Origin of the sequence: Pseudokineococcus sp. 5B2Z-1 (genome assembly GCF_037482305.1) — a bacterium.
Lineage (GTDB): Bacteria > Actinomycetota > Actinomycetes > Actinomycetales > Quadrisphaeraceae > Pseudokineococcus.
This window is the reverse complement of record NZ_JBBHZG010000001.1, coordinates 967,643-990,767: the sequence shown is the minus strand read 5'-3', so window position 1 is coordinate 990,767 and position 23,125 is coordinate 967,643. Positions and strand designations below refer to the sequence as shown.

The 23,125-nt window shown below is 77.1% G+C and carries 21 protein-coding genes and 1 pseudogene; 11 read left to right on the top strand and 11 right to left on the bottom strand.

Features of this window, described 5'->3' with window-relative positions:
* Positions 1–91 precede the first annotated feature (91 nt).
* Together ilvA and WDV85_RS04195 are read left to right on the top strand one after the other, a co-directional pair.
* Complete coding sequence (gene ilvA / locus WDV85_RS04200) at positions 92–1,342, top strand: threonine ammonia-lyase IlvA (protein WP_445263199.1); 1,251 nt, start codon at positions 92–94, stop codon at positions 1,340–1,342.
* Positions 1,343–1,466: 124 nt separating this feature from the next.
* The gene (locus WDV85_RS04195) at positions 1,467–2,087 is read left to right on the top strand and encodes an AMIN-like domain-containing (lipo)protein (RefSeq protein WP_339569414.1); all 621 of its coding nucleotides are present in this window, start codon (positions 1,467–1,469) and stop codon (positions 2,085–2,087) included.
* A gap of 51 nt (positions 2,088–2,138) precedes the next feature.
* Here WDV85_RS04195 and WDV85_RS04190 read toward each other — a convergent pair whose 3' ends face one another.
* From WDV85_RS04190 to WDV85_RS04175, 4 genes are all read right to left on the bottom strand, one after another.
* Positions 2,139–2,909 (bottom strand): VOC family protein, encoded by a 771-nt coding sequence (locus WDV85_RS04190; RefSeq protein ID WP_339569413.1) that lies wholly within the window; start codon positions 2,907–2,909, stop codon positions 2,139–2,141.
* A 73-nt stretch (positions 2,910–2,982) separates the two neighbouring features.
* Positions 2,983–3,327, bottom strand: coding sequence for an HNH endonuclease (locus WDV85_RS04185; protein WP_339569442.1), 345 nt, complete (start codon positions 3,325–3,327; stop codon positions 2,983–2,985).
* 71 nt (positions 3,328–3,398) lie between these two features.
* Positions 3,399–4,556, bottom strand: a complete 1,158-nt coding sequence (locus tag WDV85_RS04180; RefSeq protein ID WP_339569412.1) for a glycerate kinase — start codon at positions 4,554–4,556, stop codon at positions 3,399–3,401.
* Positions 4,557–4,565: 9 nt separating this feature from the next.
* Positions 4,566–5,567, bottom strand: a complete 1,002-nt coding sequence (locus WDV85_RS04175; protein WP_339569411.1) for a LacI family DNA-binding transcriptional regulator — start codon at positions 5,565–5,567, stop codon at positions 4,566–4,568.
* A 396-nt stretch (positions 5,568–5,963) separates the two neighbouring features.
* Here WDV85_RS04175 and WDV85_RS04170 point away from each other — a divergent pair, with 396 nt between their 5' ends.
* The 3 genes from WDV85_RS04170 (at position 5,964) to WDV85_RS04160 (ending at position 9,270) form a co-directional block, all read left to right on the top strand.
* Positions 5,964–7,115, top strand: coding sequence for a Gfo/Idh/MocA family protein (locus WDV85_RS04170; protein ID WP_339569410.1), 1,152 nt, complete (start codon positions 5,964–5,966; stop codon positions 7,113–7,115).
* A gap of 101 nt (positions 7,116–7,216) precedes the next feature.
* The gene (locus WDV85_RS04165; protein WP_445263198.1) at positions 7,217–8,389 is read left to right on the top strand and encodes a dihydrodipicolinate synthase family protein; all 1,173 of its coding nucleotides are present in this window, start codon (positions 7,217–7,219) and stop codon (positions 8,387–8,389) included.
* Complete coding sequence (locus WDV85_RS04160) at positions 8,386–9,270, top strand: sugar phosphate isomerase/epimerase family protein (protein ID WP_339569408.1); 885 nt, start codon at positions 8,386–8,388, stop codon at positions 9,268–9,270. Before WDV85_RS04165 ends, WDV85_RS04160 begins: the two co-directional genes overlap by 4 nt.
* A gap of 41 nt (positions 9,271–9,311) precedes the next feature.
* Here the strand turns inward: WDV85_RS04160 and WDV85_RS04155 are convergent, their stop codons facing one another.
* Positions 9,312–10,310 (bottom strand): hydroxyacid dehydrogenase, encoded by a 999-nt coding sequence (locus tag WDV85_RS04155; protein ID WP_339569407.1) that lies wholly within the window; start codon positions 10,308–10,310, stop codon positions 9,312–9,314.
* Positions 10,311–10,366: 56 nt separating this feature from the next.
* Positions 10,367–11,875, bottom strand: coding sequence for a mannitol dehydrogenase family protein (locus tag WDV85_RS04150; RefSeq protein WP_339569406.1), 1,509 nt, complete (start codon positions 11,873–11,875; stop codon positions 10,367–10,369).
* Positions 11,876–11,882: 7 nt separating this feature from the next.
* Here WDV85_RS04150 and WDV85_RS17055 point away from each other — a divergent pair.
* Positions 11,883–12,029, top strand: a pseudogene (locus WDV85_RS17055) (carbohydrate ABC transporter permease); the annotation flags it as partial.
* Positions 12,030–12,075: 46 nt separating this feature from the next.
* Here WDV85_RS17055 and WDV85_RS04145 read toward each other — a convergent pair.
* The 3 genes from WDV85_RS04145 to WDV85_RS04135 all read right to left on the bottom strand — a co-directional run bounded on the left by WDV85_RS04145 (position 12,076) and on the right by WDV85_RS04135 (position 15,581).
* Positions 12,076–13,038 carry a carbohydrate ABC transporter permease gene (locus WDV85_RS04145; protein ID WP_339569405.1) on the bottom strand — a complete coding sequence of 321 codons (963 nt, stop codon included), beginning with the start codon at positions 13,036–13,038 and terminating at the stop codon, positions 12,076–12,078.
* A complete protein-coding gene (locus WDV85_RS04140) occupies positions 13,038–14,000 on the bottom strand; it encodes a carbohydrate ABC transporter permease (RefSeq protein ID WP_339569404.1) in 963 nt (320 codons plus the stop codon). The genes WDV85_RS04145 and WDV85_RS04140 overlap by 1 nt, the downstream gene beginning before the upstream one ends.
* Positions 14,001–14,216: 216 nt before the next feature.
* Positions 14,217–15,581 carry an ABC transporter substrate-binding protein gene (locus WDV85_RS04135; protein ID WP_339569403.1) on the bottom strand — a complete coding sequence of 455 codons (1,365 nt, stop codon included), beginning with the start codon at positions 15,579–15,581 and terminating at the stop codon, positions 14,217–14,219.
* 264 nt (positions 15,582–15,845) lie between these two features.
* Here WDV85_RS04135 and purD point away from each other — a divergent pair, with 264 nt between their 5' ends.
* The 4 genes from purD to WDV85_RS04115 all read left to right on the top strand — a co-directional run bounded on the left by purD (position 15,846) and on the right by WDV85_RS04115 (position 20,760).
* Positions 15,846–17,129 (top strand): phosphoribosylamine--glycine ligase, encoded by a 1,284-nt coding sequence (purD, locus tag WDV85_RS04130; protein ID WP_339569402.1) that lies wholly within the window; start codon positions 15,846–15,848, stop codon positions 17,127–17,129.
* On the top strand, positions 17,126–18,091 hold the full coding sequence (locus WDV85_RS04125) for a phosphoribosylaminoimidazolesuccinocarboxamide synthase (protein ID WP_339569401.1): 966 nt from the start codon (positions 17,126–17,128) through the stop codon (positions 18,089–18,091). The genes purD and WDV85_RS04125 overlap by 4 nt, the downstream gene beginning before the upstream one ends.
* 70 nt (positions 18,092–18,161) lie before the next feature.
* Positions 18,162–19,202, top strand: a complete 1,041-nt coding sequence (locus WDV85_RS04120; protein WP_339569400.1) for a DUF3500 domain-containing protein — start codon at positions 18,162–18,164, stop codon at positions 19,200–19,202.
* Positions 19,203–19,308: 106 nt separating this feature from the next.
* Complete coding sequence (locus WDV85_RS04115) at positions 19,309–20,760, top strand: dihydrolipoyl dehydrogenase family protein (RefSeq protein ID WP_339569399.1); 1,452 nt, start codon at positions 19,309–19,311, stop codon at positions 20,758–20,760.
* A 207-nt stretch (positions 20,761–20,967) separates the two neighbouring features.
* Here the strand turns inward: WDV85_RS04115 and WDV85_RS04110 are convergent, their stop codons facing one another.
* Positions 20,968–21,495 carry a DUF1990 domain-containing protein gene (locus tag WDV85_RS04110; RefSeq protein WP_339569398.1) on the bottom strand — a complete coding sequence of 176 codons (528 nt, stop codon included), beginning with the start codon at positions 21,493–21,495 and terminating at the stop codon, positions 20,968–20,970.
* Positions 21,492–22,154 (bottom strand): MBL fold metallo-hydrolase, encoded by a 663-nt coding sequence (locus WDV85_RS04105; RefSeq protein WP_339569397.1) that lies wholly within the window; start codon positions 22,152–22,154, stop codon positions 21,492–21,494. The genes WDV85_RS04110 and WDV85_RS04105 overlap by 4 nt, the downstream gene beginning before the upstream one ends.
* A gap of 163 nt (positions 22,155–22,317) precedes the next feature.
* On the opposite strand from WDV85_RS04105, the gene WDV85_RS04100 reads away from it, so the two are divergent.
* Positions 22,318–22,950: a DUF3105 domain-containing protein gene (locus tag WDV85_RS04100; RefSeq protein WP_339569396.1), complete on the top strand. Its 633-nt coding sequence runs from the start codon at positions 22,318–22,320 to the stop codon at positions 22,948–22,950.
* Positions 22,951–23,125: the final 175 nt, after the last annotated feature.

The window sequence follows — 23,125 nt, the reverse complement described above, 5'->3', positions numbered from 1 at the left end:
GCGCGGGAGAGGGCTCATCGACGCCTCGACGACGACCACGGCCGTGCCCCCGGGGGAGACGACGACGGGTCCCGCGGCGGCGGCGCCGCCCGTGACCCCGGAGGCGGTGGAGGACGCCGCCCGCCGCCTGGCCGGCGTGGTCCGGCGGACGCCGCTGCAGGAGTCGGTGCGGCTGTCGCAGGCCACCGGCGCCCGGGTGCACCTCAAGCGCGAGGACCTGCAGGACGTGCGCTCCTACAAGGTGCGCGGCGCCTACAACCTCATCGCCCAGCTCTCGGCGGACGAGCTGGCCCGCGGCGTCGTCTGCGCGAGCGCGGGCAACCACGGCCAGGGCGTCGCCGCCGCCTGCCGGGAGCTCGGCGTGCGCGGCCGCGTGCTGCTGCCCCGCACGACGCCCCGCCAGAAGCGGGAGCGCATCGCGGCCCTCGGCGGCTCGTCCGTCGAGGTGGTCGTCGTCGGCGACGTCTACGACGACGCGGTGGCCGCCACGCGCGAGGAGGCCGAGCGCACCGGCGCCGTCGTCGTGCCCGCCTTCGACGACCCGCGCACGGTCGCCGGCCAGGGCACCGTCGCCGTCGAGGTCGTCGAGCAGCACCGCGAGCAGACCGGGCGGCTGCCCGACGTCCTCGTCGTCCCCGTCGGCGGCGGGGGCCTGCTCGCCGGCACGGCGACGTGGGTCGCCGCGCGCCACCCCGGCGTGCGGCTCGTCGGCGTCGAGCCGGCGGGGGCCGCGTCCATGGCCGCGGCGCTGGCCGCGGGGCGTCCCGTGCCGCTGCGGGACGTCGAGACCTTCGTCGACGGCGCGGCCGTCCGCACCGCGGGCCGCGTGACCCTTCCCCTCGTGCGCGACAGCGGCGCCGAGCTCGTCGCCGTCCCCGAGGGGCGCGTCTGCACGGAGATGCTGCGGCTGTACCAGGTCGACGGCGTCATCGCCGAGCCCGCCGGGGCGCTGGCCACCGCGGCGCTCGGGGCGCCCGTCGTGGTCGAGCCGGGGCAGGACGTCGTCTGCGTGCTCTCCGGCGGCAACAACGACGTCAGCCGCTACGGGGAGGTGCTCGAGCGCTCCCTGGTCCACGAGGGCCTCAAGCACTACTTCCTCGTGCAGTTCGCCCAGGAGCCCGGGTCGTTGCGCCGCTTCCTCGACGAGGTGCTCGGCCCGGAGGACGACATCACCCGCTTCGAGTACGTCAAGCGCAACAGCCGGGAGACCGGGCCCGCCCTCATCGGCGTCGAGGTCGCCCGCCCCGAGGACCTCGCCCCCCTCGAGCGGCGCATGGCGGAGACCGGGCTCGACGTCGAGCGGCTCGAGCCGGGCAGCCAGGTCTTCCAGTACCTCCTCTGAGCGCGCCCCCGAGCGGGCCGGGGCCGCTGGTCCGCACGGGTGAACGCCCGGCGGCGGTCGCCGGGCGTCACTACAGTCCCGCTCCTGGCGAGCCGAGGGGGCGACGCCGCAGCGAGGGGGCGTCATGGGTGCAGCAGGGGTGGCCGGGCTCGTCGAGGGCGCTCGCCCGGGGGCGGCCCTCTCGCGGCGGAGCCGCCAGCGCCGTCAGGGGGTGCGCGGTGCGGCGGCGCTGGCGCTGGCCGCCGGCCTGCTCGCGGCCCCGACCGCGGCGGGCGCCGCGGACGCGGCCACCTGCCGCACCGCCTGGGGCTCGACGGACGAGGTGGCCCTCGGCCTCGGCAGCGGCGCCGTGACCGGCGTCCGGGCGGGGCGCCACGCCTGCTTCGACCGGCTCGTCGTCGACGTCCGCGGGGAGGTCGGCGGTCACCTCGTCCGCTACGTCGACGGCGTCACCCAGGACGGCTCGGGCACGCCGGTGCCCCTGCGGGGCGGCGCGCAGCTCGTCGTCGTCGTCGGGGCGCCCAGCCACGACGAGGGCTTCCGCCCCACGTACGCCCCGGCCGACGCCCGCGAGCTCGTCACCACCACCGGCATGGGCGCCCTGCGGCAGGTCGCCTGGGCGGGCAGCTTCGAGGGGCAGACGACGGTCGGGGTCGGCGTACGCGCCCGCACCCCGTTCCGCTCCTTCGTCCTGCGCGACGGCGCCACCTCGAGGGTCGTCGTCGACGTCGCCCACCGCTGGTGAGCTGAGCCCGTCGGTCCTCCCGCCCGCCGCGCCGCTCGGCGACCCGCGCCCTCAGGCCGGCGGGTCCGCGAGGGTCATCGCCGTGAAGACGGCGCCGTCGGGATCGGCGAGGACGGCCATGCGGCCGAAGGGCGTGTCGACCGGCGCCGAGACCACGCGGCCCCCGGACGCCTCCGCGGCCGCGGCCGCGGCGTCGGCGTCCTCGACGCCGAGGTAGACGAGCCAGTGGGGCGCGTCGGCGCCCATCAGGCCGCCGATGCCGCCGAGGGGGTCGCCGGCGGGCAGGGCGAAGGTCGTGTAGTCCTCGGGCGCCATGTCGACGCCCTCGGTGCTGTAGCCGAAGACGCCGGCGTAGAAGGCGCGCGCGATGTCGGGGGCGGGGGAGCGCAGGTCCTCCCACGCGAGCCCGCCCGGGGCGTTCACGACGCCGCAGCCGATGTGGGTGCCGGCCTGCCACAGGCCCACGGTCGCGCCGGTGGGGTCGGCGAGCACCGCGAGCCGCCCGAGCGGCCCGACGTCGCCCGGCGGCAGGAGCACGACGCCGCCGTGCTCGACCGCCGCGGCCGCCGTGGCGTCGGCGTCGTCGGTCGCGAGGTGGAGGGTCCAGGCGCTGGGGGCGTCCGGGTCCTGCTTCGGGCCGATGCCGGCGGCCGCGGCGCCGTCGACGGAGGCGATGACGTAGCCGCCGTGCTGCTCGTCCGGTTCTGCCACGTCCCAGCCGAGGACGGCGGCGTAGAAGTCCGACGACGCCCGCACGTCGCTGACGGCCACGTCGATCCAGCAGGGCGTGCCGGCGGGCCAGGGCTCGGTGCGCAGCGTCATGGGCGCATCAGACCGCTCCCGCGACGGGCTGTCCAGGGTCGTGGGCCCCTCGTGCGTCCCGCCCCGACCGGGGTCAGCGGAGCCGCTCGAGGCGGCGCACCTGCCGGTCGGCGGCCTCGCGGGCGCGGCGCTGCCCGCCGCGGCGGGCCACGGCCCCCTGCAGCGCGGCGAGCACCGCCAGCAGGTGCTCGACGTCCGGGTCCCAGCCCCGCCCCCGGCACTCGCGCACCCAGTCGGCGGCGCCGGCGTGGCCGCGCTGGGCGTTGCAGCGCCGGCACGCCGCCACCTCGTTCTCCAGCCAGGACGGGCCGCCGCGGACGCGCGGCACGAGGTGGTCGGTCGTGGGCGGCACGAGCGGCCCGAAGGGGCGGCGGCACCAGGCGCACGCGCCGCCCTCGCGCTCGACGGCGCGCGCCAGGCGGGCCGCCCGTGGCTCCTCGTCCGGCCGGTCGGCCCCCGGCTCGTCGGCGTCCCGCTCCCGGACTCCGCTCAGCCGCGCACCGCCGTCCGACCGGCGAGCCGGGTGACCCGCTCCGCGAGGTCGGTGAGCAGCGGCGCCGCGTCCCGCTGGAGGTCGGCGAGGGCGGCGGCGCCGGGGGCGATGCTGAAGGCGGCGTCGACGCCCGCGGCCGCGAGCTCGGCCGGGGCCACGTCCACCCTCCCCGCCAGCACGACGACGGCGGCGCCGGCGCTGGCCGGCTCGGCGCGCACGGCGGCGGCGACGCCGTCGACGACCTTGCCCTGCAGCGACTGCGCGTCGCACGAGCCCTCGCCCGTGAGCACGAGGTCGGCCCCGCGCGCGAGCAGGGACGGCAGGCCGGCCTCGCCGAGCACCAGCGGCGCCCCCGGCTCGAGCTGCGCCCCGCAGACGGCGACGAGGCAGGCCGGTGCACCGCCGGCGGCGCCGCAGCCGGGCAGGTCGGCGACGTCGGTCCCGGTCTCCTCGCGCAGCACCTCGGCGAGGCGGGCGAGCGCGCCGTCGAGGGCCGCGACGTCGTCGCCGGTCGCGCCCTTCTGCGGGCCGTAGACGGCGGCCGCCCCCCGCGGGCCGAGCAGCGGGTTGGTGACGTCGCAGGCCAGCCGCCAGCGCACGTCGCGCGCGCGGGGGTGCAGCCCGGAGAGGTCGACGCGCGCGAGGCGGGCGAGCGCGCCCCCGCCCGGCGGCAGCGGTCGCCCGGCGTCGTCGAGCAGCCGGCCCCCGAGCGCGCTGAGCAGGCCCGCGCCGCCGTCGGTCGTCGCGCTGCCGCCCAGGCACAGCACCACCTCGCGCGCGCCCGCGTCGAGCGCCGCGCGCAGCAGCGCGCCCGTCCCGAGCGTCGTGGCGTCCCGGGGGCGCGGCGCGACGTCCGCGACGCCGGGGAGCCCGCTGGCGGCGGCGAGCTCGACGACGGCGGTGGAGCCGTCCGGCGAGAGCGCCCACCCCGCGCGGCAGGGGCGGCCCAGCGCGTCCGTCGTGGCGCTTCCGCGCGGGCTCGCCCCCCACGCGTCGGCGAGGCAGGCGGTGGTGCCCTCACCGCCGTCCGCCACGGGCAGGACGGCGACCTCGGCGGCCGGGGCGGCGGCGCGGACGCCCGCGGCGACCGCCTCACCCGCCTCCCGGCTGCCGAGGGAGCCCTTGAAGGAGTCGACGGCGACGACGACGCGCACGGTCGGACGCTACCCGCGGCGCAGGTCGGGCGTGCTGGCGCGCAGCACGACCTCGCCCCGGACCCGCACCGTGCGGGGCCCGCCGCCCTCCTCGTCGAGCAGCAGCTCGACGGCGCGCTCGCCGATCTCCTGCAGCGGCAGGCGGACCGTCGTCAGCGCCGGCGTGACGTCGCGCAGCGTCGAGATGTCGTCGAAGCCGGCCACCGCGACGGCGCCGGGCAGGTCCACGCCCCGCTCGCGCAGCGCCGCCATGGCGCCGACGGCCATGACGTCGTTGACGGCCAGCACGCAGCCGCGGTCGAAGCCGTCGTCGAGGAGCCGGTGCATCGCCGCGTGCCCCCCGTCGCGGGTGAAGTCGCCGTGGAGGACGAGGTCGTCGACGACCCGCCCGCCGCCGGCCGCCGCGCCCGCGCGGAAGCCCGCGAGGCGGTCGCGCGCCGTCAGCAGCCCGGGCGGGCCGGCGAGCACGGCGAAGCGCTCGTGGCCGCGCTCGGTGAGCGCCCGCGCCAGGGCCTCGGCCCCCTGCTCGTTCTCCACCACGACGGTGTCGACGGGCAGCGACTCCTGGCTCACGAGGACGGCGCGGCCGCCCGAGGCCTCGAAGGCGGCGACCTCCTCGGCGAGGCGCGCCTGCACCGCCGCGTCGTCCGTGCGCGAGCCGACGACGACGACGGCGCTGGCGCGCTGCCCGCGCAGGGCCGCCACGTGCTGGGCCTCCTTGGCCGGGTCGCGCCCCGTCGTGCCGATGGTGACGACGAGGCCGCGCTGCTCGGCGCCGCGGACGACGCCGGCCGCCATCGTCGAGAAGTACGGGTCGGCGATGTCCTGGACGACGAGGCCCAGCACGCTCGTGCGCCCGCGGGCCATCGCCTGCGCCGGGCCGTTGGCGGTGTAGCCCAGCTGCGCGGCCGCGGCCAGGACCCGGGCGTGCAGGTCGGGGCGGACCTTGCGCGCGCTGCCGTTGACGGCGCGCGACGCCGTGGCCAGCGAGACGCCCGACGCCCGAGCCACGTCGCTCAGCGTCACGGGGGACCGGCGGTCCGGCGTCGCGGCCGGCGCGTCGCCGCCCGCCGGGGGGGTGCTGCGGGTGTCGGTCATGGCACCTCCAGGGGAGACCGTGCCCCACCGTCCCAGAGGACCTCGACCCGCCGCCCCTCGACGCGCACGGCGGGCCGGGTCGTCCCCCGGGGCCGACCTGGTCGTCCGGGCCGTCCCCTCGTCCACCGGTCCTCGCCTCCTGCCCGCCGCGGCGCCGCCCGAGCCGGGGACGGGACGTCCTTGACCGGGGGATCGCGCCTGCCTATCGTGAGGAAAGCGCTATCCAACCACGGCCGGGGCAGCGGAGCCCGTGCCGCCCGTCGCCGCTGCCCCGCAGCGGCGTCCGTCCCCGCGCCGAGGAGGCCACCGATGTCCACCCGCACCCTGCGCATCGCCATGAGCGGCGTCACCGGCCGCATGGGCTACCGCCAGCACCTCGTGCGCTCGATCCTGCCCATCCGGGAGGCCGGGGGCGTCGTCGCGCCGGACGGCTCGCGCGTGCAGGTCGAGCCCGTGCTCGTCGGGCGCAGCGAGGAGAAGCTGCGCGAGCTCGCCGCCCGCCACGGCGTCGAGGAGTGGACGACGGACGTCGACGGCGTGGTGAACGACCCGTCGGTGGACGTCTACTTCGACGCGCAGGTCACCTCGCGCCGCGCCGCCGCGCTCACCGCCGCCATGAAGGCCGGCAAGCACGTCTTCACCGAGAAGCCGACCGCGGAGACGCTCGACGAGGCCGTCGACCTCGCGCGCCTCGCCATGACGACGGGCGTCACCGTCGGCGTCGTCCACGACAAGCTCTACCTGCCGGGGCTCGTCAAGCTCCGCCGCCTCGTCGACGAGGGCTTCTTCGGCCGGATCCTCTCCCTGCGCGGGGAGTTCGGGTACTGGGTCTTCGAGGGCGACGGCCAGCCCGCCCAGCGGCCCAGCTGGAACTACCGCGCGGAGGACGGCGGCGGCATCACCGTCGACATGTTCTGCCACTGGAGCTACGTGCTCGAGGGCATCCTCGGCAAGGTCGAGACCGTGACCGCCCGGACGGCCACGCACATCCCGGCGCGGTGGGACGAGCAGGGCCGCGAGTACGCCGCGACCGCCGACGACGCGGCGTACGGCATCTTCGACGTCGAGGGCGGCGTCGTCGCCCAGATCAACTCCTCCTGGGCGGTCCGCGTCTTCCGCGACGAGCTCGTCGAGTTCCAGGTCGACGGCACGCACGGCTCGGCCGTCGCCGGGCTCAACCGGTGCGTGGCGCAGCACCGCTCGCACACGCCGATGCCGGTGTGGAACCCCGACCTCCCGGTGACGGAGCCGTTCCGCGACCAGTGGCTCGAGGTCCCCGCCAACGCCGAGCTCGACAACGGCTTCAAGCGCCAGTGGGAGGAGTTCCTCCTCGACGTCGCCGCCGGCCGCCCGCACCGCTACGACCTGGCCTCCGCCGCGCGCGGCGTCCAGCTCGCCGAGCTGGGGCTCCGCAGCTCCGCCGAGGGCCGCCGCCTCGAGGTGCCGGAGATCGTGCTGTGACCGCCCTCGCCACCGGGGCCCTCGCGAGCGGCGCGCCCACGAACGACACCTCCACGACCGGTGCGACGGCCGAGCCGCTGGGTCCCCGGGCCGGCACCGGCCTGGTCCTGCGGCTGCCCGACGCCTCCGGCGCCCTCATCGAGCACGAGCTCCGCGAGCCCGTGCGCTGGACGCGGCCCGAGGGTCCGGCCGCCTCGCGACGGGCCTACGCGGCGGCGCACGTCGTCCCGCGGGCCCTCGCCGACAACGTCCCCGGCGCGCCGGCGGACGTCGACTGGGACGCGACCCTCGCCTACCGGCACGAGATCTGGTCGCACGGCCTCGGCGTCGCGGACGCCATGGACACCGCGCAGCGCGGCATGGGCCTCGACTGGGCGGCCGTCCAGGAGCTCGTGCGCCGCTCGGCGGCCGAGGCGGCCTCCGTCGGCGGGCTGGTCGCCTGCGGCGCGGGCACCGACCAGCTCGACCTCGCCGCGCTGCCCTCCGGGCGCGCGGGCGTCCGGGCCGTCCTCGACGCCTACCGGGAGCAGGTCGACCTCGTGGCCGGCGCCGGCGCCACCGTCGTCCTCATGGCCTCGCGGGCGCTCGCCCGCGTCGCCGAGGGGCCGCAGGACTACCTCGACGTCTACGGCACGCTGCTCGACGAGGCCCCGGCGCCCGTCGTCCTGCACTGGCTCGGGCCGATGTTCGACCCGGCCCTGGCCGGGTACTGGGGCTCGGACGACGTCGCGACGGCGTCGGACCTCGTCGCGGGGCTCATCGCGGACCGGGCCGCGAAGGTCGACGGCATCAAGATGTCGCTGCTCGACGCGGCCCCCGAGCGGGCCCTGCGCGCGCGCCTCCCCGAGGGCGTGCGCATGTACACGGGCGACGACTTCAACTACCCCGAGCTCGTCGTCGGCGACGAGGGCGGGCACTCCGACGCGCTGCTCGGGATCTTCGCGGCGGTCTACCCGGCGGCGTCCGAGGCGCTGCAGGCGCTCGACGCCGGCGACGACGCCCGCGCCCTCGCGCTCCTGGCGTCCACGCAGGAGCTCGGACGCCACGTCTTCGCCGCGCCGACGTCGTCGTACAAGACGGGCATCGCCTTCCTGTCGTGGGTCAACGGGCACCAGCCGGCCTTCGCGATGGTCGGCGGGATGCACGCGGCCCGCTCGCTGCCGCACCTGGCGCGCACCCTCGTGCTCGCCGACGAGGCCGGGCTCCTGCGCGACCCGGCCCTCGCGGCGGCGCGCGCGCGCTCCCTCCTCGCCGTGGCGGGGGTGGAGGCGTGAGCGCGCCGGTCCGCGAGGAGCGGGCGCCCGCGGGCGAGCGCCCGGCTGACCTCGCCCGCCTGTCGCTCAACACGGCGACGACGAAGCGGTGGACCCTCGAGCAGGCCGTCGAGGGCGCCGCCCGGGCGGGTCTGCCCGCCGTCGGGCTGTGGCGCGACCGCGTCGAGGAGGCCGGCCTCGAGCGGGCCGCCCGTCTCGTGCGCGACGCGGGCCTGCGCGTGTCGAGCCTGTGCCGCGGCGGCTTCCTCACCGCCGCCGACCCGGGCGACCGCCGGGCGGCCCTCGACGACAACCGCCGCGCCGTCGAGGAGGCCGCGACCCTCGGGACGCGCGACCTCGTCATGGTGCTCGGCGGCCTGCCGGAGGGGGACCGCGACCTCCTCGGCGCGCGCGCCCGCGCCGCCGACGCGCTCGCCGAGCTCGTCCCCCACGCGCACGAGCACGGCGTCCGGCTGCTGCTCGAGCCGCTGCACCCCATGTACTGCGCCGACCGCGCCGTGCTCTCCACGCTCGACCAGGCCCTCGACGTGGCCGGGGCCCACCCCGCGCAGGACGTGGCGGTCGTCGTCGACACCTTCCACGTCTGGTGGGACCCGGAGCTCGAGGCGGCGGTGGCCCGCGCCGGCGCCGAGGGCCGCCTCGGCAGCTACCAGGTGTGCGACTTCCTCGTGCCCATCGCCGAGGACCCGCTGCTCTCGCGGGGGATCATGGGCGACGGCGTCGTCGACTTCGCCCCCGTGAGCCGCTGGGTCGCCGCGGCGGGCTACGGCGGTGACGTCGAGGTCGAGGTCTTCAACGCCGAGGTCTGGGCGAGCGACGGGCACGAGGTGCTCGCCCGCGTCGTCGAGCGGTACGCCGAGCTCGTCCTGCCGCACCTGTGACGCGCCCCGCCCCGCCGGTCGACCCGCGGGGCGGGCGCACCTCAGGCGAGCCGGTCGTAGACCTCGGACGTCACCGGCCGCAGGAGGGGCAGCCCGGCGGCGAGCCGCTCGACCTCCTCGACCGCTCCGTCCCCGAGGCGCAGCAGCTCCGAGCCGAGCGCTCCCGCGACGTGGGGCGTGAGGAGCACGCCGGGCAGCTCCCACAGCGGCGAGGACGGGTCGGGGACCTCGGGCTCGGTGACGTCGAGGACCGCGGAGAGCCGCTCGGCGACGAGCTCGGCGACGAGCGCCGCCTCGTCGACGAGGCCGCCGCGCGCGGTGTTGACGAGCACGGCCCCGTCCGGCATGAGCGCCAGCCGCCGCGCGTCGAGCACGCCCCGGGTCGAGGGCAGGAGGGGCGCGTGCAGGCTGACGACGTCGCTCGTGCGCAGCAGCTCGTCGAGCTCGACGAGCTCGGCCCCGAGCGCGGCCGCCTCCTCGGCCCCGAGCGTGGGGTCGGCGAGGACGACCTCGAGGTCGAAGGGGCGCAGCAGCTCGAGCAGGCGCCGGCCGACCACGGACGCGCCGACCACGCCCACGCGCCGGGCGTGGACGCCGTGGGAGGACAGGAGGTCGCGCACGTCGACGGCTCCGCGCGCCTCCCGGTAGCGCCGCTGCGCCACGAGGACGCCCTTGAGGGACAGCAGGATCGTCGCGAGCGCGTACTCGGCCACGGGCAGGGCGTTGAGCCGCGCCTGGCTCGACACGAGCACGCCGCGCCCGACGACGCCCGCCGTGACGACCGGCCGCACGGACCCGGCGCTGTGGACGACGGCGCGCAGCCGCGGCGCGGTCGCGAGCACCTCCTCGTCGAGGAGGTCGGTGCCCCAGCCGGTCACGAGGATCTCGGCCTCGGCGAGCGCCGCCGTCGCCGCGGGGGAGCGGTGGTCCGCCGGCGTCGGGTGGACGCGGACCTCGCCGACCGCCGCCAGCCGCTCGCGCGCGGCGCGCGAGAGGAGGCGGCCGGGGAGGGGCTCCGGGAGGGCGAGGAGGACGCGCACCCCCGCAGGCTAGGGACGGCGGAGGGCGCGCCCGGCCCGCGGGAGGCGCCGGACGCTCAGGCGCGCGGGCGCGCCATGTGCTCCTCGAGCGTCGCGCGGGCGCCCTTCTCGTGCAGGGAGGCCAGCGCCGCCCGGTACGGCGTCGTGAAGGCCTCCTGCTCGGCGAGGTCGCCGAAGAGGTCCGCGTCGCGCAGGAAGGCGAGGTCGTCGCCCTCGGTCTGGGCCCTCGCCGCGGCGGTGCGCCCCTCGGCGTCGGCGTCGACGACCTCGATCGGCTGCCCGTCCTCGTCGACGCCCTCGGCGTACCGCGCCCACGACGCGACGACGAGCGCGGCGTGGTCCACGGACCGCCCGGCCGCGAGGTTCTCGCGCACCACCGGCAGCAGCCAGGTGGGGATGCGGTTGCTCGAGTCCGCGCACAGGCGGGCCAGGGTGTCGCGGACCTCCGGGTTGGCGAAGCGGTCCACGAGCCCCGGCTTGTAGTCGTCGAGGTCGACGCCGGGGACCGGCTCCAGCGTCGGGGTGGCCTCGTCGTCCATGTACGCCAGGAGGAAGCGCGCGAAGAGCTCCTCCTGGCACACCTCGTGGGCGTAGCGGTGGCCCGAGAGGTAGCCGAGGTAGCACAGCGCCTGGTGGCTCGCGTTGAGCAGCCGCAGCTTCATGAGCTCGTAGGGGTGGACGTCGTCGACGACCTGCACGCCGGCGTCCTCCAGCGGCGGGCGCCCGGCGGCGAAGCGGTCCTCGAGCACCCACTGGACGAAGGGCTCGGCGACGACGGGCCAGGCGTCCTCGACGCCGCAGCGCTCGGCGACGGCGGCACGGTCCTCGTCCGTCGTCACCGGCGTGATCCGGTCGACCATCGAGTTCGGGAAGGGCACCTCGGCCTCCACCCAGTCGGCGAGGTCCCCGCCGGTGCGCTCCTCGCGGGCCCGCGCGTAGGCGGTGATCATCTTGTGCGCGACGTCGCCGTTGCCCTGGATGTTGTCGCAGGACATGACGGTGAAGGGGCCGGTGCCGCGCTCGCGCCGGCGGCGCAGGGCCTCGGTGATGAAGCCGAACGTCGTCTGCGGGGCCGCGTCGCCCGCGAGGTCGGCCTGGAGCCGGGGGTCGCGGGTGTCGAGCTCCCCGGTGACCGGGTGCACGTGGTAGCCGCCCTCGGTGACCGTGAGCGACACGATGCGCACGGCCGGGTCGGCCATCCGCTCGAGGACCGCCTCCGGGTCGTCCGGCGCGAAGAGGTACTCGTGGATCGACCCGACGACGCGCGGCTCGTAGGTGCCGTCGGGGTGCTTGAGCACGAGCGTGTAGAGGTGGTCCTGCGCCGCCATGATCTCGGCCATGCGCCGGTCGCCCGGCAGGACGCCGACGCCGCAGATCCCCCAGTCCAGGGCCTCGCCGCGCTCCATGAGCCGGTCGAGGAACATCGCCTGGTGGGCGCGGTGGAAGCCGCCCACGCCGAAGTGGACGACACCGGTGGTCACCGCCCCCCGGTCGTAGGACGGGACGGGCAGCCGGTCGCCGAGCGACGCGAGGGTGTCGGCGGACAGGGCGGTCGGGGCGGTCATCGCGGANTTCCTCACGAGCTTCGTCACCAGCCAGGGCCTGTTCCTGGCGCAGGTGTCCGCCGCCGCGACGATCGTGTCGCTGCCGGTGCTCCTCGCCGGCTTCGCCGCGCAGGACAAGCTCGTCCAGGGCCTCTCCCTCGGCGCCGTGAAGTGAGGCGTCCGGTGCGCGGTCGCCCCGGGGCGACCGCGCACCGGACGCCTCACTTCACGGCGCCGAGGGAGAGGCCCTGGACGAGCTTGTCCTGCGCGGCGAAGCCGGCGAGGAGCACCGGCAGCGACACGATCGTCGCGGCGGCGGACACCTGCGCCAGGAACAGGCCCTGGCTGGTGACGAAGCTCGTGAGGAAGACGGGGGCCGTGCCCGCGACGACGCCCGTGAGCGACCGGGCGAGCAGCAGCTCCTGCCAGCTGAAGATGAAGCAGATCAGGGCGGTGGCGGCGATGCCCGGCATGGCCACCGGGGCGACGACGCTGCGCAGCGTGCGGATGAGGCCGGCGCCGTCGAGCTGCGCCGCCTCGAGCATCTCCACCGGCACCTCGGCGAGGAACGAGCGCATCATCCACACCGCGATGGGCAGGTTCATCGCCGTGTACAGGGCGATGAGCAGGCCGATCTGGTCGAGCGCGCCGGACCACACCGCGAAGATGTAGAGCGGCAGGACCGCGGCGACGATCGGCAGGAAGCGCGTCGACAGGAGGAAGAAGAGGACGTCGGACCACTTCTTCACCGGCCGGATCGACAGGGCGTAGGCCGCCGGGATGCTCAGCACGAGGACGAGCACCGTCGAGACGACCGAGGCCGTCGCCGAGTTGATGAGCGCGGGCCACGCGTTGCTGTTGCCGAAGAAGCTCTGGTAGCCGTCCAGCGTCAGGGGCGCGAAGAGCGACGGCGGGTTGGTGGCGGCGTCCACCTCGCTGTGGAAGGAGGTGAGCACCATCCACAGCGCGGGCGAGGCGAAGAGCAGGCCGACGACCCACGCCAGCACGCCCCACAGCGGGTTGGGCCGGCTGAGCGGCGAGTGCTTGCGGTAGGTCTGGCGCGGCGGTGCCGCGTCGGCCTCGGCGGCGGTGGCCGTGGGGGCCACCTCCTGCGCGTCGGTGCGCCGGGCGCTGCCGGGCTCGGACTGCTGCTGGGTCCCGTGAGATGTCCCGGGGGTGGTCATCAGCTCTCCTCCTTGAGCAGCGACGAGACCGAGCGCAGGGCGAAGGTCGCCACGATGATCGTGCCGATGACGACGATGACGCCCTGGGCGGCGGCCAGGCCGTAGTCCTGCCGCACGAAGAAGGTCTGGTAGATCGTGTACGGGAGGTTGGCGGTGCCCAGCGCGCCCGAGGTCATCGTGAAGACGGCGTCGAAGTTCTGGACGATGAAGATGGCGCCGAGCGTGGCGCCCAGCTCGATGTAGCGGCGCAGGTGCGGCAGCGTGATGTAGCGGAAGGCCTGCACGGGGCTGGCGCCGTCCATCTTGGCGGCCTCGAAGGCCTCGGCCGGCCGGCTCTGCAGGCCCGCCAGCAGGATGAGCATCATGAAGGGCGTCCACTGCCAGATGAGGGCCGCCTCGATCGACAGCAGGGGGAACTGGGTGAGCCACGCCACCTGCGGCGGGTTCTCGCTCCCGAAGAGCCCCCACACCCACGTGAGCACGCCGTTGATGAGGCCGTAGCTCGGGTTGAGGATGGCGTGCTTCCACAGCAGCGCCGCGGCGACCGGGACGACGAGGAACGGCGCGATCATCAGCGTGCGCACGACGCCGCGGCCGAAGAAGTGGCGGTCCAGCAGCAGGGCGATGAGCAGGCCCAACACGAGGCTGACGCCCACCACGACGATGGTCAGGATGATCGTCGTCAGCACCGACTGGCGCAGGCCCGAGTCGCTGAAGACCTGCGCGTAGTTGCCGAAGCCGGCGAAGCCGCGCTCGTTCGGCCGCAGCGCGTTCCAGTCCATGAACGAGATGACGATGGTCGTCGCGAACGGCAGCTGGGTCATGATGATCACGAAGACCAGCGCCGGCATGAGGGGGGCTCGGCGGACCCAGCCGGCCTTGCGGGAGGCGGTGCGCTGCTCCTGCGGTGAGGGGTCCTGCAGGACGGTCCGCTGCTCTGCGGTCGTCTCGCTGACGCTCATGGGCTCTCCTGCGGTGGGGAGTCGGGCCGGCGCGGTGTCGGACCGGCGGGGCCCCTGCGCGCGTGCGGCCGGGGCGGGCGGCGGGGGCTCGTGGGCGCGTCGCCGCCGGGGCGCGGGACCGGCCCCGCCGCGGGACGGGGCCGGTCCTGCTCGTGCTGCGCCCTCGAGGGGCGGTGACTGCTCGGTGCGGTGACTGCTCGGTGGTGACCGGTCAGGTCACTTGTAGCGGTCCGCCACGGCCTGGGCGTCCTCCTGGCCCTGGTCGAGCGTCTCCTGCACCGAGCCCTGCCCGGCGATGTTGGAGCTGATGCCCTCGGAGATGCCCGTGGCCAGGTCGGCGAACTCGGGGATGGCGACGAACTGGATGCCCGGCGCCGGCCGCGGCTGCACGCCCGGGTCGTTGGGGTCCGCCGAGGAGATGGCCGTCTCGGTGGCCTCGGCGAAGGCCCCGGCGACGTCGAGGTAGTCCTGGTTCTCGTACGTCGAGCTGCGCTTGCCGGCCGGCACGCGCGACCAGCCGAGCTCGGAGCCGACGAGCTCCTCGTACTCCTGGCTGGAGGCCCAGGAGATGAACTGCCACGCGGCGTCCTGCTTCTCCGACGCCGCCTGGACGCCCCACGCCCAGCTGTAGAGCCAGCCGCTGGAGTCGGTCTCGACGACCGGGGCCGGCGCGTAGCCGATCTGCCCGGCGACGGGCGAGCCGTCCGCCTCGAGCGAGCCGGCGGCCGACGTGGCGTCGTACCACATCGCCACGTTGCCCTGCGTCATGTCGTTGAGGCACTCGGTGAAGCCGGCCTGGGCCGCGCCGGCCTCGCCGTGCTGCTGCACGAGGTCGACGTAGAACTGGGTGGCCTCGACGAACTCGGGCGCGTTGACCTGGGCGTCCCAGTTCTCGTCGAACCACGTGCCGCCGAAGGTGTTGACCACCGTCGTCAGCGGCGCGAAGACCTGGCCCCAGCCGGGCAGGCCGCGCAGGCAGATGCCGCGGGTGCCGCTCGGGTCGTCGATCTGCGCCGCCAGGTCGGCGACCTCCTGCCACGTCGGCTGGTCCGGCATGGTCAGCCCGGCCTCCTCGAAGAGGTCGGTGCGGTACATGAGGAACGAGGACTCGCCGTAGAAGGGCTCGGCGTAGATCTCCCCGTCGACGGTGAGGCCGGCGGCGATGGGCTCGAGGATGTCGCTCTGGTCGAACTCGTCGTCGCCCTCGGCGTAGTCGGTGAGGGGTGCGAGCCAGCCGTTCGCGGCGAAGAACGGCACCTCGTAGTTGGAGATGGTCGCGACGTCGTACTGGCCGGCCTGGGCGGCGAAGTCCTGCGCGATCTGGGCGCGGACGTCGTTCTCGGGCTGGACGGTGAAGTTGACCTGGATGCCCGTGTCCGCCGTGAAGTTGTCGGCGGTGAGCTGCTGCAGGTCCTCCATCTGCGGGTTGTTCACCATGATCACGTTGATGCTCTGCGCCTCGCCGGAGGCGTCGCCGCCCCCGCCGCCGCCCCCGCCGCCGGCGCCGCCGCACGCCGTGGCGGCGAGGGCGACCGTCGAGATGGCGGCGAGCGCGAGGGGGGCACGTCGTCGTGCGGTCATGCGGTCAGGTCCTTCCGGAGCGTGGGGTGCGGGTCCGTGCAGGTCGAGCTGCGGGCTGGCGGTCGGTCGAGGGGTCGGGCGTCGTCGTGACGTCGTCGTCCCGGGCTGGGTGCCGCCTCCGGTGCAGATGAGACCCGGCTGGGAGCCCGCGCGTCAAGGCCGAGACTCGGATGTGATCCAAGTGCGCTCAGATGAGCGCATCGGGAGGCGGCGTGCGGCTCGTGAGCGGCGAGGCGACCCGCGGCGGCCCCTAGGCTCCGGCGGGTGCGCGTCCTCGTCCTCGGGTCCGGTGCTCGCGAGCACGCCCTCGCCGTCGCCCTCGCCGCCGACGACGACGTCTCCGACGTCCTCGTCGCGCCGGGCGGGCCGGGCGTCGCCGACGTCGCCGAGGTGGTGGCTGTCGACCCGCTCGACGGCGCCGCCGTCGCGGCCCTCGCGCGCGAGCGGGAGGTGGACCTCGTCGTCGTCGGCCCGGAGGCGCCGCTCGTCGCAGGCGTCGCCGACGCCGTGCGCGCCGCCGGGGTCGACTGCTTCGGCCCCTCGGCCGCGGCGGCCCGGCTCGAGGGCAGCAAGGCCTTCGCCAAGGAGGTCATGGCCTCGGCGGGCGTCCCGACGGCGATGGCCCGCGTGTGCACCGACCTCGAGCAGGTCGCGGACGCCCTCGACGCCTTCGGCGCCCCCCACGTCGTCAAGGACGACGGCCTGGCGGCCGGCAAGGGCGTCGTCGTCACCGGCGACCGCGAGGAGGCGCTCGCGCACGCGCGGTCCTGCCTCGAGGGACGCCCCGGCGCGGGCGCGACGGCGGTCGTCGTCGAGGAGTTCCTCGACGGCCCCGAGGTGTCGCTCTTCGTCCTCTGCGACGGCACCGACGTCGTGCCGCTCGCCCCCGCGCAGGACAGCAAGCGCCTGCTCGACGGCGACGAGGGCCCCAACACGGGAGGCATGGGCGCCTACTCGCCGCTGCCGTGGGCGCCGCCCGGGCTCGTCGACGAGGTGGTCGAGCGGGTGGCCCGGCCGGTCGTCGCCGAGATGGCCCGCCGCGGGACGCCGTTCGCGGGCGTCCTCTACTGCGGGCTGGCGCTCACCTCGCGCGGCCTGCGCGTCGTCGAGTTCAACGCCCGCTTCGGCGACCCGGAGACGCAGGTGGTCCTGCCGCGCCTGCGGACGCCGCTCGGCGGGGTGCTGCGCGCCGCCGCCACCGGGCGCCTGGCCGAGCTCGAGCCGCTCACGTGGTCCGACGACGCCGCGGTCGTCGTCGTCGTCGCGGCGGCCGGCTACCCGGCGTCCCCCCGCACCGGCGACGCCGTGACGGGCCTGGCGGCGGCGGCCGCCGTCCCGGGCGCGCGGGTGCTGCACGCCGGCACCGCGACCGGCGCCGACGGGGCGCTCGTCAGCGCGGGCGGGCGCGTGCTCTCGCTCGTCGGCACGGGCGCGACGCTCGCCGACGCCCGCGCGGCGGCGGCGGCCGCCGCGGCCGAGGTGGGCCTCGACGGCGGGCAGCACCGGGGGGACATCGCCGTCCGGGCGGCCGAGGGGGTGCGCGCGTGAGCGCCGCCGCGACGGGCGCCGCGCCCGCCGAGCTGCCCGGCTGGCGCCACGTCCGCTCGGGCAAGGTGCGCGACCTTTACGAGCCCGCGTCCGCGGCGCCCGGCGAGGGGGACCTCCTCGTCGTCGCGAGCGACCGCGTCAGCGCCTTCGACCACGTGCTCGCCACGCCCGTCCCCGACAAGGGCGCCGTCCTCACGGCCCTGTCGCTGTGGTGGTTCGAGCGGCTGGCCGACGCCGGGCTCGGCCTGCCCGACCACGTCCTGTCCGCCGATGTCGGCCCCGACGACGCGTCGGCCGGCGTGCCCGCGGCCGTCGCCGGGCGGGCCGTCCGCTGCCGGCGCCTGGAGATGCTGCCCGTCGAGTGCGTGGCCCGCGGCTACCTCACCGGCTCCGGCCTCGCCGACTACCGGGCCACGGGGGCCGTGTGCGGCGTCGAGCTCCCCGACGGGCTCGAGGACGGCTCGCGCCTGCACCGCCCCGTCTTCACCCCGGCGACCAAGGCCGACGTGGGCCACGACGAGAACGTGAGCTTCGCCGTCGTCGCCGACCTGCTGGGCCCCGCCCTCGCCGAGCGCGCGCGCGAGGTCACGCTGCGCCTGTACGCCCTCGGCGAGGAGGTGGCCCGCGAGCGCGGCGTCCTGCTCGCCGACACCAAGATCGAGCTGGGGCTGCCGCCGGGCGTCGAGGCCGCCTCCGCGGACGCCCCGGAGGCGCTCGTGCTGGCCGACGAGGTGCTCACCCCCGACTCCTCCCGCTTCTGGGACGCCGCCGCGTGGGCGCCCGGCCGCGCGCAGCCGTCCTTCGACAAGCAGTTCGTGCGCGACTGGCTGCTCTCCGACGCCTCGGGGTGGGACCGGGCGGCCGACGCGCCGCCCCCGCCGCTGCCCGACGACGTCGTCGAGGCCACGCGCGGTCGCTACGTCGAGGCCTACGAGCGGCTCACCGGGCGGCGCTGGGGCTGAGGCGTCGCCCACGCCCCCGCCGGGCGGGCGCCCCGGTCGCCGTGGGCCCGGTCCGGGGCGACGGTGGGGCGTGACCACGCCGCCGGCGCCCTCCGCCGCCCCCGGGCCTCCTGTCGACCCCGCGAGCGCCGGCGCGGCGGCGGGGGCGGCGCGCGCCCTCCTCGACGCGCTCGGACCGGAGCAGCGCGCGGCGCTGCGCGGCGGCGCCCTCGACGACCCCCGGCGGCGCGAGTGGACCTACGTCGACGGGCGCCACCCCGGGCTCGTGCTCGGCGACCTCGAGGGCGGCGCGCGCGAGGCCGCGCTCGCGCTGCTCGCCACGGCGGGCGACGCCCGCGACGGCGGCAGCGGTGTCGTCACCGGGGCGCTGGAGCTCGAGCGGGTGCGCCAGCAGCTGGCCGCCGAGCACCGGGAGGCCGGCACGCCGCTCGACCCGGCCTCGCTCGAGGGCCGCGACGACCCCGACCCCTACGCGCTGCGGCTCGAGGGCGACCCCGCCGACGGGGCGTGGGCGTGGCGGGTCAGCGGCCACCACCTCGCGGTCCACGTCACGCTCGTCGAGGCGCGCGTGCACGTGACGCCGCACTTCGTCGGGGCGCAGCCGGCGGTCGTGCCGCGCGGTCCCCGCGCGGGGTGGCGCCTGCTCGGGCCGGAGGAGGACCTGGCGCGCGACGTGCTGGCCGCCCTCGACGGCGACCGCCTCGCCGTCGCGCGGCCGTCGGGGACGGCGCCGGCCGACGTCCTCACCGGCACGGACCCGGTGGCCGACCCCGCGGTGCTGCCCCGGGGCCTCGCGCACCGCGACATGCCGCCCGCCGCGCGGCGCTCGCTCGAGGCCCTCGTGCAGCGCTACCTCGCCCGCGCGCCCGCGGCGTGCGCGGCGGCGTGCTGGGAGGAGGTCCTCGCGGACGGGCTCGGCGGCGTCGAGCTGACCTGGCTGGGCTCGCTGCGGCGCGGCGAGGGCCACTACTACGCCGTGCGCGCGCCGAGCCTGCTGCTCGAGCTGGACGACACCCAGCACGGCGCCGACCACGTGCACACCGTCTGGCGCCACCTGCGCGACGACTTCGGCGGCGACCTGCTCCGCGAGCACCTGCGTGCCCGGCACTGACCGGCGCCCGCGTCGACCGCGGACGGCGTCCGGGACGGCGGCGGCGAGCGGGTCCGTCGCGCGCGACGAGGTGCCGGGGCGCCCCCGCTGGGGCATCGTCGCCCGCATGAGCGAGCAGACACCGAGCACGCAGGAGCGCGAGGTCGACGTCGTCGTCATCGGCGGCGGGTCGACGGGCGAGAACGTCGCCGACCGCGCCCACCGGGGCGGCCTCGGCGAGGTGGTCGTCGTCGAGGACGAGCTGGTGGGCGGCGAGTGCTCCTACTGGGCGTGCATGCCGAGCAAGGCGCTGCTGCGCCCGACCGCCGCGCTCGCCGCGGCCCGGCGCGTCCCCGGCGCGGCGGCCGCCGCCACCGGCGAGGTCGACGTGCAGGCCGTCCTCGAGCGGCGCACCTCCTTCACGAGCGACTGGGACGACTCCAGCCAGGTCGAGTGGGTCGAGGGCGCGGGGCTCGACCTGCTGCGCGGTCGGGCCCGGCTCGACGGCGAGCGCCGCGTCGTCGTCACCGGCGCGGACGGCGGCACGACGACGCTCGTCGCCCGGCAGGCCGTCGTCGTGGCCGTCGGGTCGACCCCGAAGGCACCGCCGGTCGACGGGCTGGAGGGCGTGCGGCACTGGACGAGCCGCGAGGCCACGTCGTCGCGCTCGGTACCGCCGCGGCTGCTCGTGCTGGGCGCGGGCGTCGTCGGCAGCGAGCTCGCGACGGCGTACCGGCGCCTCGGCTCCGACGTCACGCTCGTCGCGGGGTCGGCCGTGCTGTCGGCCTTCGAGCCCCGCGCGGGCGAGCTCGTCGCGGACGCGCTGCGGTCCGAGGGTGTCGACGTGGTCACCGGGTCCCGCGCCTCGTCGGTCGAGCGCGACGGTGACGAGGGCGAGGTGCGCCTCACCCTCGACGACGGCCGGGTGCTCGTCGGCGACGAGCTGCTCGTCGCGACCGGCCGCGGCCCGCAGACCGGCGACCTGGGCCTGGAGAGCGTCGGCCTCGAGCCCGGCCAGGCCCTCGACATCGACGCCGCCGGGCAGGTCCGCGGCGTCGACGGCCGGTGGCTCTACGCGGCCGGCGACGTCACCGGCCTCGCGCCGCTGACGCACATGGGCAAGTACGCCGCCCGCGCGGTCGGCGACGTCGTGGCGGCCCGCGCGCGCGGCGGGGCCGACGGCGAGCCCGCGCCCTGGAGCAAGCACGCGACGACCGCCCTGCACCGGGCGGTCACGCAGGTCGTCTTCACCGACCCGGAGGTCGCGTCGGTCGGCCTGACGGCGCAGCAGGCCCGCGACGCCGGCCTCGACGTCCGCGTCGTCGAGCTCGACATCGCCGTCGCCGGGTCGTCGCTGCAGGCGGACGGCTACACCGGGTGGGCGTGCATGGTCGTCGACGAGAGCCGCTCGGTCGTCGTCGGCGTCACCTTCGTCGGGCAGGACGTCGCCGAGCTGTGCCAGTCGGCCGCCGTCGTCGTCGCCGGCGAGGTGCCGCTGGACCGGCTCTGGCACGCCGTCCCGCCGTACCCGACGATCAGCGAGGTCTGGCTGCGGCTCCTCGAGGCCTACGGCCTCTGACCCGCCCCCTCCACTCCCGGTCGGGGGGGTGACGTGTGGCCATGTCGCCCTCGACCGGTCGCCCTCCGGGGCGATGTGTGGCCATGTCGCCCTGACAGGCTCGCCGGAGGGCGTCATGGCCACACGTCGCCGTCCGAGGGCGGTGCCGAGGGCGACATGGCCACACGTCGCCCTCCGGGGGCGGGGCGGGCGGGCGACGGCGCGGCGTCAGCGGGCGAGGAGCCGCCCCGCGCGCAGGTACCGCGCGACGGCCAGGCGCTGGGCGCCGCGGGCGAGCGGGCTCGCCAGGCGCGCGGGCGCCCAGGCGAGCCGCGAGCGCGAGGCGACCGTCAGGACGACGCGGTCGCCGAGCCGCTGGAGGAGGAAGGACTCCTCGCCCTCCTCGGGGTGGGGGGTGAGGGCCTCGTAGGTGAAGCCGGCCCGGCCGGGCTCGTCGACGACCTCGGTCACCCGGCAGCGGGCGACGAGCAGCCCGCCCGGCCCGGCGCTCTGGCGCACCTCGACGCCGGGCGCCGCGTCCGGCGTCGAGAGCGGCACGCGCACGCCCGCGAGCCGCTGCACCTCCCAGCCCAGCAGCCCGGCCCGGGCGCGGGCGAAGGCCCCCGCCGCCCCGCCGGGCGAGGCCGGGCCGACGACGGCGCTGCGCCGCGTGTCCTGCCAGCCCGGGCCCCAGCCGGCGGAGACGTCGGGGGCGTCGCCCGCGCTCGCGGTGGCGAGGTCGAGGGCGGGGCTCACGGGGCCGGCACCTCGGTGGGTCCGGCCCCGGCGAGGTCGAGGACGCGCGCGCCGTCCGGGCCCAGGGCGTCGAGCTGGCTGAGGTAGATCCCCCGGCCCGCCGCCGAGACGACGGCGTCGTGGATCGGCACGACGACGCGCGGGGAGACGGCGCGGACGAAGGCGACGGTCTCCTTGAGCGAGGTCCACGGGGCCGTCAGCGGCGCGGCGAGCACCTCGACGCCGTCGGGCACCGCGCCGTAGGCGTCACCGGGGTGGAAGAGGACGGGCTCGCCGCTGCCCTCCCCGCCGAGGAGGACGCCGACGTTGCCCACGAGGGGGATGTCCTCGTGGATGACGGCGTGCTGCCCGCCCACGGCCCGCAGCGGAAGGCCGGCGACGCGCGTCGTCGTCCCCGCGGGCAGCGGCTCCGCGCCCCAGCGGTCGTCGGCGGCGGTCTGCGGCTCGGCGAGGACGCGCGCTCGCGGGTTGCCGTCGCGCAGCGCCTCGAAGCGGCCCTCGGCGGGGTCGAGGTGGTCGGGGTGGGCGTGGGTGACGACGACGGCGTCGAGGCCGCGCACGTCCTCCCAGTCGGGCGTGAAGGCCCCCGGGTCGAGCAGGACGCGGGCGCCGGCCGCCTCGACGAGCAGCGTCGAGTGGCCCAGGTGGGTGATGCGCATGCCGCCACGATGGCACCGGACCCCGTGGGCCACACCCGGTGCAGCGGGTGGCCGCCCGGCGACCGGGCCGGTGGTGCGACCATGGTCGGGTCGTCCGCCGCGGGCCGCGACGGGGACCGCCCCGCGCGCACCGGCCCGCTCGAGCCCAGCCGAGGAGCCCGACGTGGCCTCACCGACCCGTCCCCGCGAGGAGCGCGCGGCCCGCGCCGCCGCCCTGCGCGAGCAGCAGGCCCGCCGCGAGCGGCGCCAGCGCGGCCTCATCATCGGCGTCACGGCCGGGATCGTCGTCGCGCTCGTCGCCGCGGTGACGGTCGTGCTCGTCGTCACCCGCGAGCAGCGCGCGACCGAGCAGGCGGCGCTCGAGGCGCCGATCGACGGCGTCGAGACCTTCGAGGACCTCGGGCGCGAGCACGTGACGGGCGCGGTCGACTACGCGCAGACGCCGCCGGCGGGCGGCGACCACAACCCGGTGTGGTGGAACTGCGGCGTCTACACCGAGCCGGTGCCCGACGTGAACGCGGTGCACTCGCTCGAGCACGGCGCCGTCTGGATCACCTACGACCCGTCGCTGCCGCAGGACCAGGTGGACGCGCTCGTCGCGGCCGCCGAGCCGTACGACTACACCCTCGTCAGCCCCTACGCGGGCATGGAGAGCCCCGTCACCCTCAGCGCGTGGGGCACCCAGCTCGCGATCGAGGACGCCGCCGACGAGCGGATCGCGCCGTTCCTGGCCCAGTACGTCCAGGGCGAGCAGACGCCGGAGCCCGGCGCCGCCTGCACGGGCGGCCTGTCCTGACGTCGACGGAGGCGGGCCCGGACGCCGAGGTCGGGCACGGCCCGCGCGGGGACGGCGTCCTCACCGGGACGACGCGCGCCGTCGTCGTCGCGGGAGCGGCCGCGTCGGCGGGGCTCCTCGTCGTCCTCGGCGTCGTCCTCGGCCTGCACTGGGGGTCCGGCGGGCCCGGGGGCGG